Source organism: Aeromonas sp. A600620 (assembly GCF_029479985.1).
In the GTDB taxonomy this organism is placed as follows: Bacteria; Pseudomonadota; Gammaproteobacteria; order Enterobacterales; family Aeromonadaceae; genus Aeromonas; species Aeromonas veronii_A.
The window spans coordinates 181,564-194,724 of sequence record NZ_JAAKXB010000001.1; the positions used below are offsets into that span (position 1 = coordinate 181,564).

At 42.4% G+C, this 13,161-nt stretch carries 9 protein-coding genes; all 9 read left to right on the forward strand.

Annotation, left to right across the window (positions count from 1 at the left end):
* Nucleotides 1-96: 96 nt before the first annotated feature.
* The 9 genes from G5533_RS00800 to rffA all read left to right on the forward strand — a co-directional run bounded on the left by G5533_RS00800 (nt 97) and on the right by rffA (nt 13,016).
* The gene (locus G5533_RS00800; RefSeq protein ID WP_421204702.1) at nt 97-2,457 is read left to right on the forward strand and encodes an HAD family hydrolase; all 2,361 of its coding nucleotides are present in this window, start codon (nt 97-99) and stop codon (nt 2,455-2,457) included.
* A 19-nt stretch (nt 2,458-2,476) separates the two neighbouring features.
* Nucleotides 2,477-4,099: a glycosyltransferase gene (locus G5533_RS00805; protein WP_441254276.1), complete on the forward strand. Its 1,623-nt coding sequence runs from the start codon at nt 2,477-2,479 to the stop codon at nt 4,097-4,099.
* Between the two features lie 14 nt (nt 4,100-4,113).
* Nucleotides 4,114-5,277, forward strand: coding sequence for a hypothetical protein (locus G5533_RS00810; RefSeq protein ID WP_441254277.1), 1,164 nt, complete (start codon nt 4,114-4,116; stop codon nt 5,275-5,277).
* A 60-nt stretch (nt 5,278-5,337) separates the two neighbouring features.
* A complete protein-coding gene (gene asnB / locus G5533_RS00815; RefSeq protein ID WP_129505123.1) occupies nt 5,338-7,146 on the forward strand; it encodes an asparagine synthase (glutamine-hydrolyzing) in 1,809 nt (602 codons plus the stop codon).
* A gap of 223 nt (nt 7,147-7,369) precedes the next feature.
* Nucleotides 7,370-8,365, forward strand: coding sequence for a hypothetical protein (locus G5533_RS00820; protein WP_441254278.1), 996 nt, complete (start codon nt 7,370-7,372; stop codon nt 8,363-8,365).
* 257 nt (nt 8,366-8,622) lie between these two features.
* A complete protein-coding gene (locus G5533_RS00825; protein WP_129503724.1) occupies nt 8,623-10,212 on the forward strand; it encodes a glycosyltransferase in 1,590 nt (529 codons plus the stop codon).
* Nucleotide 10,213: 1 nt separating this feature from the next.
* Nucleotides 10,214-10,915, forward strand: a complete 702-nt coding sequence (locus G5533_RS00830; RefSeq protein WP_421204706.1) for a WbqC family protein — start codon at nt 10,214-10,216, stop codon at nt 10,913-10,915.
* 11 nt (nt 10,916-10,926) lie between these two features.
* Nucleotides 10,927-11,880, forward strand: a complete 954-nt coding sequence (locus G5533_RS00835; RefSeq protein WP_421204707.1) for a radical SAM/SPASM domain-containing protein — start codon at nt 10,927-10,929, stop codon at nt 11,878-11,880.
* Nucleotides 11,877-13,016 carry a dTDP-4-amino-4,6-dideoxygalactose transaminase gene (gene rffA / locus G5533_RS00840; protein ID WP_421204708.1) on the forward strand — a complete coding sequence of 380 codons (1,140 nt, stop codon included), beginning with the start codon at nt 11,877-11,879 and terminating at the stop codon, nt 13,014-13,016. The genes G5533_RS00835 and rffA overlap by 4 nt, the downstream gene beginning before the upstream one ends.
* The last annotated feature ends 145 nt before the right edge of the window (nt 13,017-13,161 follow it).

The following is a 13,161-nucleotide window of genomic DNA, read 5'->3' on the forward strand; positions in this document are numbered from 1 at the left end:
AGAGATAGATATTTTCATTCCGCAAAAGTATTCGAGTTTTTGAGTGTGAATGTTTTTTATGTGATTTCTTTTATTTTGATGCATGTGTAGGTATATATGAGTCATTATGCGGTGATGTCTCCCGAGTTGCGTGATTTACTAGAAAATAGCCAGTTTCTAACTGCTCTTGATCAGTATCTTTGCATTGATAAAATAACACATATTTCATTGGATGTTTTTGATACATTATTGCGTCGTGCATGTGATGAACCCTCGTGGGTTTTTGAGGAAGCAGCGAGACGGTTGCTAAATAGAGGTCTTAATCTGCCAATAGAGGCAGAAGATTATAGATTTTGCCGCCTCGAGGCTGAAGCTCGTGCTCGCAAACTAATTTCAGGTGAAGAAATTAGTTTTGACGATATTTTTGAACAGCTGCCTTTTAGTGATGAAATTAAGGCGGTGCTTAAAGTTGAAGAGCTGAAAGTAGAACGAGAAGTTCTTTATCCAGACCCGATTATTCAAGAAGTTTTGGTACGTGCACAACGTAAAAATAAACTGATTGTTTTTATTTCCGACATGTATTTGCCAGAAGTTTTTTTGCGCGACTGTATTTCAGAAAAATGCCCTGAAATTTCTTATAATTATCTGTTTGTTTCATCAAGTGTTGGGTTGACCAAGCAGAGTGGCGCTCTCTTTAGCCATGTAATTACTCAGATAAAGCTGAAACCAGAGCAAGTTTTGCATATCGGTGACAATCCCAGGGCTGATGTGCAGTCGGCACGGCAACATGGTTTGGCTTCATTGCATTTTGATATCCCAGAGAATCTGTCTGAGGTGTTGGAAAACGAGAAAGTTTATCGGGTAAATGTGCCATCGACCATGCAACATGCCAGGAAGCTGGCCGTCCTGTCGATGCCACAACAGCTTTCCGAGGAGGAGCAATTTTTCTACACATATGGCGCCTTCATCCTTGGACCCGTCCTGACGGCATTTGCCAAGTGGGTTCTGCAGTCAGCCAAACGACTGCAGGTAAAAAACATTTTGTCGCTGATGCGAGAGGGCGGGATCTTTGCTGCCTGTATCAACCGCCAGGTCGATTTTCAATCACAGCAGTACCCAGATATACGCTGTCAGACCTGTTATGCCTCACGCAAGGCAACCTATTTGCCCGCGATAGATGATAGCCAAGTGGAAGAGGCTGTTTCCCAGACCTTGATGCGCCGCAATTACACCGTTCGTGACTTTTTCAATGAATTTGGTGTTCAGGATGTCAGGTTGGCATCCTTTCTTGACACGCCACTGGCGCTTTTGGATCAAATTGCCATCGATGGGCAAGATGGTCTGCAACTGATGGCTGAAGTGTTTGAGCAAAATATCGAGCAGATCAAGAGCAGTATTCAGCAAAGCAGGCTGGACATGCGAGATTATTTTGTTGGCTTGACGGGAGATGCTCCCTATCTGCTAGTCGACTTGGGTGGCGGTGGGACGATTCCCTCTCAAATTAGCAAGGCCATGTTGCAACAGCCAATGAGCAGTCTGTTGCTCTACTGTAACCATAGAGGCAGCAAAAACTCCGTTATCACGCCGATCAGTGCCTTTATTCCGGTGCGTAACGATACCATAAAGGGGATCAAGAAGATTGCCCGTTCACCAGAGATTTTTGAAATTGTTCTCGTTGGTTTGGAAGGGAGCACACTGGGGTATCGGCGCACAGCGGAAGGGAAAGTTGTGCCGCGACAGGCAGAGGTTCGCTACAGTGTCCAGCATCAGCAAAATATCCGGAGTTTTGAGGCTGGAGTTAATGCCTATCAGTTATGGGACCAGTCGCTGGGCATCGCCGAATCCGATTTGAGTGAGCGCATCTCTTTTTTACGCATGATGGAGCGTCTGGTCGAGTGTCCGGTATCGAGCGAGGTGCACTATCTTGGTAATCTGGTTCATGAAGACAACTTTGGCTCGGAGCGTAGTTACAAGGTTATTAATTCCTCCGGGTTGGCGCGGATCCACTCAGAAGGAATAGAAACCTTCTATCGCAAGTTCAGTAAAAACATGTCTTATGGTGAGCGTTGGTTGGCTTGGCCACAAGGTTCCCTGAGTCGGCTGGATCCTGATTTGATGATGGATTTTGTCGGCTTACGCGATGCACGTTATAAGCATGCCCAAGCGATCGATAGACTTCTGGAATTGATGCAAAGTCAACATGCCACCGAAGTCATAGTGTATGGGGCGGGAGAATTCTTTGAGTGTCTGGCACCTGAACTGATTAAAAAAAGCATCCGTATCCGTACCGTGATCGATAAAAAAGCCAACTTTGGACACTACCAAGTGATGGGATATGACGTTATATCATTATCCGAGTGCTCAATTCCATCTGGTTCTGTACTTATTGTCGCGTCCGCCTCCTTTGTGGACGAAATAAAACGAGACATCTTTGCGACTATATCCAGCCAAGATGTGACCATATTGTCATTGAATTGAATTCCAAGGAAACCGACACATGCTGGATCTGTCGATGAAACATGCCCTGCCTTTTGATGCGTTATTGCATCAGGAACTGCTGTCCGGGAAACGCAAGGCGATTGCCTGGGGGGTGGCGGGAAATCTTTATTATCATGTGCTCCAATCCCCTTATCCATTCGTCGCCATCATCGATGGTCTTAACGGTCCTCAAGTCGGTCAGTTCGCCTGTGGCATTCCGATTGTAGGGCCAGAACTGCTTAATAATTACCCAGCAGAGGAGGTGGTCATTGTCATCTTTTCAGATTTACAGCAATTCGGTGGGCAGATTATCGAGCAACTAGGTCATTATGGCGACTATCCCTATATCACTCCCTATGTTGAGGCAACCTGCCAGCCATCGGCGATGTTGCAGCAAAAGCTTGAGCGGTTGATCCGCGAGCGTCGAGCACATCGGCTGCCCCAAGTAGTGCAGCGTGTCGTGCTATATATCCACTCCTTGGTCAAAGGCGGTGCTGAGCGGCAGATGGTATTGCTGGCCATCGGATTGCGCCAGCAGGGATGGGAAGTGCATTTGATCTCGGTGAAGAATAAGGGGGTGGAGGTTAATCACTGGGAGGCGCTTTTGCGTACTCATGGTGTAGAGCTCTACTTCGTGCCTTCTGCCCGTGAGTGCTGGCCGAACTTGGAGCAGGAGGAAAATAGCTACCAGTTGGCTAATCAATTGGCACCCTTCTTTGAGCCCGGACTGCTTCACGGCATTCTCACTGCCTATGACTATATGCAACGTGTTCAGCCCAAACTGGTTATCGCCTATCTAGAAGACGGTAATGTCATTGCTTCTATGGCCGCAATTTTCGCGGGAGTAGAACAGATCATTATCTCTGGAAGGAGTGTTGCACCCTCAGAGTTTCCTGAATACCTGGCCGTTTATGATGAGTCGAGGTTGGCAGCTTACTATCGTCTGATGACCGAGTTGCCAGGAATCGTTTTGAGTGTTAACTCCATGGCAGGGGCGCAGTCGTATGCTCGCTGGCTAAATTTGCCTGAATCGAGCATCCCCGTAGTGAAAAATGCGGTCATGGCCAAGCGGGTTGAGGGACAAGAGCCTTTACAGCAGTTAGATATTCATTTATCGGCCCCAATATTGATGGGGATAATGCGACTGTCTCCGGAAAAGTCCCCATGTCGCTTTATAGAGGTTGTCGCTTCTGTCATTGCCAAACTTCCTCAAACCCATGCAATTTTAATCGGTGATGGACCATTGCGCTCAGAGGTCCTTGCTTGCATTGCGCAGCAGCCGTGCCGCGATAACATTCATGTCGTGGGTGTGAAAGATAATATTTTTGAATGGTTAAGTTGTGCCAGCCTGCTCATTTCCACCTCCAGTCATGAGGGAATGTCTAATGTTATTTTGGAAGCACAGGCACTTGGTTGTCCTGTTGTAGCGACAGATATTCCAGGAAATAGAGAAACTGTACTGACAGAGTTTTCTTGTGACTTGATTCCCTATGGGGAATGGGGTTTGATGGTTGAAAAGATAGTGTCATTATTAATGGGGAGTGGAGAGAAAACATCAGTTGGTTTGGTGGAAAAGATGAGTGAGCATTATTCACCACGTATACTTGCTGAAAAAACACTGGCACTGACTAATAAAAAATAAATCGGAGACGGAATATGGATGTTATCTTGTTCGGTGCTGGTGAAGTTTGTGATTCATTTATAAAAAGACTTCCTAAACGATTTTCAATATTGGCTATTGCTGATAATAACGAAAATTTACATGGTCAGTTTAAGGGTGAGCTTCCTATTATCTCTCCTGATGAAATTCATCTATATAAACCAAATTTTATTATTCTCTCTTGTCTTCAGAGGCATGTCTCAGATATCTGTGCTCAACTCGTCAAATTGGGGCTGGATGATTTATATTTACCCTTTCCTTATGATGAGGAAAGTGAAATAAAAGATCGAGAGAAGCAGGAACTGAAAGGGCTAATCGGACGTGAGCTCGTGGATAAGATAATAGGAAGTAAAAACACTAGCGGTAGTGTATTTTATCATATATCACTTGGTAATCATTTCGAGAAATGCCGTAAACAATATATTTCAAAGCCGGTAAATCGATTTTTACATATAGGTTCTGGTCATTCCCTTGGGGTGGAGATATATAGTCTATTACGATGGGGCGGGGAGTGGACCGCGATCGAACCATTCCCGGGACTAAGCGGGAAATATCCTTTCAATGAACATGTTTCAATGATTAAAGATTTAATGGGGCTTTTCAATGTCCCATGTAAGGTAAATGATGGTATTGTATTTAATGATGATGTTGAATCATTCCATCTTCATGATCATCATGGCACTAGACTAAATTACTTCCCTGAGATAAAGCTTGAAGATTTCAATGATGATGAAAAATATGATGTATGCTATTCGTGTGCCGTAATGGAGCATGTTGTAGATATTCATTCATTCGTAGCCAAGACATTTGAGCTATTAGCATCAGGTGGTTTTGCTTTTCACTGGATTGACCTCCGAGACCACCGGGATTTTTCACGACCACTTGATTTCCTGACAATAGGCAAGTCAGAGTGGCGTGACCATTATGGTGATGCTGGCCACTTTTTACATGGTAATCAGCTGCGTTATAGTGATTATCGACAGATATTTTTACAATGTGGCTTCAGGATTGTTGCTGAAGATAAATATATGAAGAATGATAGAGAGCATATTCAGGAAGTCTCTGTCGATTTCGCAGATGAGTATGCATCACTGGGATGGGAGGATTTGGAAGTCGCTGGTGTGCTATTCGTTCTGGAAAAGCCATCGCATGATAGTTGATTATTCTATGATGTCTCATGCGTGACATCATGTGTTGGCTTACCTTTAGGGAGTTATAAAATGTGCGGTATAGCCGGAATAATGAGTATTCATGGTCAACATGATCCTGCGTGGTTGAAACAGCAGGCTAATAGAATGGCGGAGGCGATGACCTATCGAGGGCCTGACGACCGGGGTCTTTGGGAGTCGGATGACGGACGCTGTGTTCTGGCACATTGTCGATTGAGTATTCTGGATGTATCGCCTGCCGGGCATCAACCAATGCATGATGCACAGCAACGAGCCTGTATCGTATTTAATGGGGAGATCTACAACCATCTTCAGTTGGGGGGGCGTCTTAAAGACGCCGGCATATCATTTACTGGCCATTCTGATACCGAGGTATTGGTCAATGGCCTGGTACGGGAAGGTGCTGACTTTCTGACCCGGCTCGAGGGGATGTTTGCACTTGCCTACTATGATCGTGAGCGCAGGGAGTTGCTGCTGGCGCGTGATCCGTTTGGCGAGAAGCCACTCTATTATGCCGAGTTTGACGGTTTGTTGGTCTTTGCCTCCGAGCTGGCGGCTTTGACCCTGGTGCCAGGATTCCCTGCCCGCATTACGGTTGATACAGTCGCCCATTATCTGGCTTTCCAGCACCCCGTCGGGGAACGCACCCTGTATCAACACGCCAGAAAGTTGCTGCCGGGGCACTTGATGCGTGCCGTGACAGGAGCGGTCTCACAGGCAGAGCGTTACTTCCACTTTATCTGTGCCGGTGACCATATGCCGTCACGCCCGCTGGAGGAGCAGGTTGACCAGCTTGAGGATCTGTTGCTGCGTTCGTTATCGCGCCGCTTGGTCGCCGATGTGCCGGTGGGGGCTTTTCTCTCCGGTGGTGTCGACTCCTCGACGGCGGTGGCCCTGATCACCCGTCGTTTGCAACGGCCGATCCGCACCTTCTCCATCGGTTTTGAACAGGCGCCGGAGAGCGAACATGAGGAGGCTCGGGCTTTTGCCGACTTTCTCGGAACCGAACACACTGAGCAACTGCTGCGTCCCGAGGCTTTTGTTGAACAGGTTGGTGATCTGGCGCGGCGCATGGATGAGCCCAATGCCGACACCTCCTGTGTACCGACCTATATGGTCTCGCAGCTTGCTCGTCAGCAGGTCACCGTCGCGATTACGGGTGACGGGGGGGATGAGCTGTTTGGCGGTTATGGCCGTTACCTGCAGACACTGGTCGCCGCCGAGGGCAGAGAGCAACAGATGCAGGCGCGTAGCTGGCATCTTGGGCGGGAGTACTACTCTGGTCGCATCTTGCTGTATGCCGATCGCCAGTTGGAACAGTTGTTCGGTCGCATTCCGTCCGGTACTGGTGATCACTTGATGGCGCTGCGCAGGCGTATCGATATGGATAGCCGCCCGTATCTTAATCGCCTCCGTGAGGCCGATATTGCCAATTATCTGCCGTTGGTATTGGCCAAGGTAGATCGAATGAGCATGCTGCACAGCCTTGAGTGCCGCACGCCCTACCTGTCGACCGAAGTAGCTCAGTTTGCCGCAGGTTTGGCACAGTCAGAGCTGATTGCACAAGGACAGGGTAAGTTCCTGTTGCGCCAGTTGGCCAAACGCTACTTGCCGGCGGAATGGATCGACAGGCCGAAAAAGGGTTTCAGCATAGATCCGTTCAATCAACAGGCCAAACAGAGTGCGATTACGCAACTGCGTCAGCAGGCCTCTTCAGGCCAGCTCTGTCTGCATCAGTTTATCGCTCCCGACCGGTTGCGGATGTTGCTGGATAACCAGTTTGACGGTATGACCTTCTATCATGTTTGGGGTTTATTGGTGCTTGAGATCTGGTTGCAGTCCCATGAGTTCAATTTGTGAGATAACGCTTTGGGCTAAAAGTTATTAAATAATATTAATTATAATGACTGAGCCCACTATTATGAATATATTTTATGGCTATATAATAAAGGCGAAGAATTTTTGAAGTTTATAACTGCGGTTGAAATTATAGCCTTGTTTACATTGTTTGTGAAATATAATTCATTCGTGACTTGATAAGTCTTTCTTATAACTTCATATTATATGTTACGGGAGTTCTGTGATGGGTATGACGCCAGCTATGTTTAATAAAATGAAGAATCACTTTCCTGAAAACTTTAATTCGATAATTGAGTTAGGGTGCCAGCAGTTTTATTCATTAAACTCGGCAGAGATAATTGATGAAGAATTAAAGAATTATCAGGATGGTGATTTTACAAAATCTATGTATGAAAACCTAGGTTTAAAATATGATTCTGTGGATGTTTATGATGGGACAATATTTTGCGATTTTAATAGTCAGATGCTCGAGTTATCTCATCAGTATGATGTGGTAACTAATCTTGGAACTAGTGAACATGTTTTTAATCAATATAATGTTTTTGCGTCAATACATAACATTACAAAGAAAAATGGATTAATGATTCATTGTTTGCCTATGAAGCATTCCCCACATGGACTTTTTACATATAATGTTGATTTTTTCATTTCACTTTGTTTTTCAAACAACTATGAAGTCGTTGAGTTAGTATTTGGTTGGAGAGGTACTGATGGTGAGTATACATTTGGCTCATTGTCAGACGTCGTTGAGCATCAGACAACTGAACAATATGCTTTCCTAGTGGCTAGAAAATGTCTGGAAGATAAATTTGTTTCTCCGCAGCAGATAATATATAACCCTTTGATTTCTATTGATAAAGTGATAGCGTTGTGCTCTGATGACATCTATTTGTTGAGCCAAGTTGTTCAATATCCTTTCACGGATAATGTTCTAAATCATACGCTCATCTTCGATGAGGTAAGCAATAGTTATTCTGAAGTACTTCTATATGGTGCTGGTCATATCGGACAGGCCATTTTAAAATTTTCCAAGCACAGGAAAAAAATTAATATTATTGTTGATGAACACTCGCATGCTATAAATGACTTCAAGGTTAACACGTTGGGGGATTTAGATGCTATTAATTCACCAGTCTATATAGCATCGGATTTCTATCGAGAGGAAATTAGACGTGCTTTATTGATGAAATTTGATGGGAGAGTTGTTTTTTTAAACTGATAAATAGCTATAGATATTATAAGTTATTTTATTACTTTCCTTTTGTTTTTAGTCTCCAATTTTTTATGAATTACTCTTTAAATTTATCCTTTGATTCTTCCTTGACGAACCAGTTCGAGCTAGTGTATTGATTTTTAGAGATTCCTATATGTTATAGATTGTTCATTTTTTGAAAAAATGGTATTGATCGCATCAGTTATTATTTAAGGCTGGTAATTTTATTCGGCGTATTGTTAACACAGGGTTGTGGGGGCGGCGTGAACATTGTTGTTTTTGATTTCAATAAGAGTGTCGGTGGTGCGGAGACATTTAACTGTAGATTTATTGACTATCTTGTTGGATTAGGTGATTCCGTTGCCGTAGTTGGATACGAGGATTCTGCACTTTTTGGGCTATTGGATAACAAGAGTGTAAAGATAAAAAAGTATATCATTCCAGAAATGGATGATTTCTTTGTTTCTATTTCAAATCAATCGTATCTGGGGGCACTTGGACAGAAAATTATTGATGATTTTTTTGGGGAAGATATATATGTTCTCGCTTCATATTTTGAAGTTTTGCATAGGGCTATGCATGTCTTCAATGGAAATAAAAGAGTTCATATATTGACTGGGATGTTGCATCCAGAAGCTTGGAGTATCTGGGAGCCAGGGATTGGATTTAACGCATCTCGTGCATTCAAACCAAAGTTAATTAATGAAACTTGGCACTACCAGCGCCAATTATTATTAAAGTTGGATCGAGCACATGCAATCTGGTATCCCAATGACATATATCGTAAATATAATTCTGAGTATTTTTCTGTTCCACTTAATCATCACTCATCTGCCACTGTTCCTGTTGAGCCCGTAACACAAAAGATACGGTACAATATTTCTGCTCCAGAAGAGTTTATGAAGGTGCTCTGGCTCGGGAGATTTGACTTTTTCAAGAATGAAAGCATCTTGAGTTTTATTGACAGCTTGAATGTTGTTCTTAACAATAAACCTCAGCTGCATATACTTTTTGATTTGATAGGATATGGATATGCTCTCTATGAGGATGAAGTTGAATCATATAAAAAGCTTGCGCATGAACGCCTTGAAATTCGTATCTTAGGAAAGAGAAATGAATCTGATATATACAGCCTAATTGAATCTGAAAAATATCATTTCGGTGTTGCAATGGGCTCCTCAGCATATCATCTTGCAATGATCGGATTACCTGTGATTGCCATAGACTCTTGTGTTAAAGGATACCGTCGTCTAGTGAAAGGGGTGTGGCTTGATGAAGCTTCAGACGAGTTTGATGAAGGCTCAAGTCTTTATCTCTCGCTAATTGGGGAGCCTTCCCCACAGCGAAATGATATTCATGTTATGCTTGAAGATGTATTCCAATATGGTTTTCTCGAAAATAAATCAAGAAGCTGCTGCAACTATGTTGAACAGTTTCATAATATTGACGTTATTTTGCCGAAAATCAGAGGTTTTTTACTTGAAAGTTCATTTTCAGAGAAATTCACGTATCGATTTAAACGAAATTTGCCAGATGAGTTTTACTATCGATTTGGAAGAAAAAGAAATATTAAAATAGCTATTTTTGGCACTGGCTCTGGCGCAAAAAAATTCTATGGAAAACTTCATTCTGATCTTGTTTTTTCTGACAGGGAAATAAAGGTGAAGTGTTTTTTTGATAATGACGATAGTAAATTTGGCGCTATATTTTGTAATGCCCCAATAGAAAAGTTTACACTGGAGGCCACCAATGAACTTGATGTGGTTATTATTGCTTCTGATTACTGGCCCGAGATTAAAGCACAGATGATTTCATGTGGTTTAACACGTTCAAAAATATTAAGAGCATACTAACTTGCATAAAAAGATAGCAATCATTCAATCTAATTATATTCCTTGGATAGGCTACTTTGATATTATAAACAGGGTGGACGAATTTATATTTCTTGATTCTGTCCAGTATACAACAAGAGATTGGCGTAACCGCAATAGGATTATGACCACACAGGGTGCTGTATGGTTAACAATACCCGTATGTCATGTTGATAGAAATCAGAAAATATCATCCACAAAAGTTGTCGATAATCTATGGTGTCAGAAGCATTTTGCTATAATTAAAGAGCGATACAAAAAGGCGCTTTTTTTTGATAGATATATAGATGAAATTAAATCATGGTATGAAGATGCACGTGAATTTGAGTATATCTCTGATATAAATATCATGTTTATTAAAAAAATCATGCATTTATTAGGGATCACCACCCCCATCTTTACGGATAGTCATTACTTGAATGGGGGGGGGGTTAGCGATGCAACGGAAAGACTGATCGTCATTGCTGAAAGAGCTGATGCAAGTATTTATTTTTCTGGGCCGGCGGCAAAAAATTATTTAGATATCGGGCGCTTTGAAGAAAGGGGTATCGGTGTTGCCTGGATGGAATATCCTGAATATGCTCGCTATCCCCAGAACGGACCTGGTTTTGATTGCCGCGTCAGTATTATCGATGCTTTATTATGTGCTGGCGGTGATTTTGTTCATAGCGAACTAAATTATTAGTAGGAGGACTCATGGCTAAATATGGTTTCTATGATCGACTGTCATCGGAGTTTCCATCACAGGTCATTGTAGATATTGCTGAAATTTGTAATTTAAGATGCATACATTGTCCACACCCTCAATTTAAAGAGTCTGAACATTATTCCGCAAGATTGTTAGACCCTGAACTAAACAAGAAGCTGATCGATGATATAAGAGACAATAGCGACGGACATTGCCAGTATATACGATATACCAGCAATGGTGAGCCACTTATGCATCCACATGCACATGAAATGATCCAGTATGCTGTCGAGCATAGTGGCACGTTTGTCACGTTAACCACTAATGGTACAGTTCTTAATGAGAAAAAACTAAAACAGTTATTAGAAAGTGGCCTTCATATGATTGATGTCAGCATTGATGCCTTTAAAGATGAGACTTATGCGAATATTCGTGGCGGGCGTCTTGAGCAAGTGCGACGTAATATAATTAGAATGATCGAACATATCAAGACAGGGCAATACAGAACTCGTATTGTTGTGAGTTTTATTCGTCAGGCAGGAAATGAAGATGAGGTAGATGATTTTTCTCTTTTTTGGAAAAATCAGGGAGCTGATGAAGTGCTGATCAGGAATTTACATTCGGCGGCAGGTATGTTGGCTCAAGGGGAAGCTCATTCCCATGAGTCAAGGCGCCCATGCTTATATCCATGGGAGCGTTTGACCCTGGATCCAAAAGGTGAGCTTTCTTTTTGCCCGACAGATTGGGCGTATGCATCCAGTTTCATTGATTACAGGAAGACAACGCTAAAAACTGCTTGGCAGGGAGCATTTTTAAACGAACTGCGAGAGGCTCATCTTAATAACGATTTCAAATGCCATACTTTTTGTGGGCAATGTCCTGATTGGAGGCTGACAACATGGCCTGATTCAGGAAGAAGTTATGCAAATCTTGTCAGTGACATTAAGGTTATTATGAAATGAAATCATATCACAATTGGATACCATATAATCGCCCCAATAATATTGGCCATATCACTGAAAGTGATGGAGAATGTTTAGGTATCGGTGTTAATAAAAAAAAATGTGAGGAACTATTACACGATATATATAATGCAAGGCGAGTTTTTTTAACGCCATCCTGTAGTGCATCTTTGGAGATGGCAGCTTTAGCTATGGATTTGCAGCCAGGGGATGAGGTAATACTGCCAAGCTTTACATTTGTTACCTCTGCAAGTGCTTTTGCCTTAAGGGGCGCAAAATTAGTATTTGTCGATATCAGGCCAGACACTTTGAATATAAATGAGCAGCTTATTGAAGAGGCTATTACAGTTAGAACGAAAGCCGTAGTGGTTGTTCACTATGCCGGTGTTGCATCAGAAATGTCTTCTATAGTCGATATATGCAATCGCTATAATCTTGTATTGGTTGAAGATGCTGCACAAAGTATCATGTCAACATATAAAGGACGGCCACTTGGTTCAATTGGTCAATTTGGCTGCGTCAGCTTTCATCATACTAAAAATATTCATGCCGGTGGTGAGGGCGGGGCTTTTTTAGTAAACGAAGATAAGTACCATGGTATATGTGAAATCATTCAGGAGAAAGGAACTGATCGTTCAATGTTTTTGCGTGGAGAGGTTGATAGATATACATGGCAAATTTTATCATCTAGTTATGTAATGTCAGAGGTTCAAGCTGTAGTCTTGTTGCAGCAATTACAAAACGCGAGAGAAATTACGAATGCTAGATTAAAAAAATGGCTTTTTTATCATACATGTTTATCTGAGTTGGCTAATACTGGAGTGCTCACACTTCCTGCCGTTCCGGCACATGTTGAGCATAATGCTCATATATATCATATAAGAACAAGATCCCCTGACGAACAACAGGGATTATTTAAATTCATGCGCAATCTTAATGTGGAAGTTACCTCACACTTTGTACCTCTGCATTCTAGTCCGGCTGGTATTCGATATGGTAGATTTCATGGCGATGATATAAATACCACAGCGGTTTCTAGAATGCTGTTACGTTTACCTTTACATGCAAGCCTGACTGAGTCGGAGCAAGTATTCATTATTGATGCGGTCAGACACTTTTTTGTAGTCAATAATTAAAGCTAATCATAAATTTAAATGAATTAGATGCATTTTATTAATGATCTTATAAATATTCATAAGCTATAATATTTGTAATATACATATGGATATTGGCACTCAGTAAGATAATGATTTCACCTTAGCGTATAACCAAAAGCAATTT

Excerpts from the sequence above, each read along its gene's own strand:
- G5533_RS00800 (WP_421204702.1), top strand. The coding sequence starts at position 97 with ATGAGTCATTATGCGGTGATGTCTCCCGAGTTGCGTGATTTACTAGAA.
- G5533_RS00805 (WP_441254276.1), top strand. The coding sequence starts at position 2,477 with ATGCTGGATCTGTCGATGAAACATGCCCTGCCTTTTGATGCGTTATTG.
- G5533_RS00810 (WP_441254277.1), top strand. The coding sequence starts at position 4,114 with ATGGATGTTATCTTGTTCGGTGCTGGTGAAGTTTGTGATTCATTTATA.
- asnB (WP_129505123.1), top strand. The coding sequence starts at position 5,338 with ATGTGCGGTATAGCCGGAATAATGAGTATTCATGGTCAACATGATCCT.
- G5533_RS00820 (WP_441254278.1), top strand. The coding sequence starts at position 7,370 with ATGGGTATGACGCCAGCTATGTTTAATAAAATGAAGAATCACTTTCCT.
- G5533_RS00835 (WP_421204707.1), top strand. The coding sequence starts at position 10,927 with ATGGCTAAATATGGTTTCTATGATCGACTGTCATCGGAGTTTCCATCA.
- rffA (WP_421204708.1), top strand. The coding sequence starts at position 11,877 with ATGAAATCATATCACAATTGGATACCATATAATCGCCCCAATAATATT.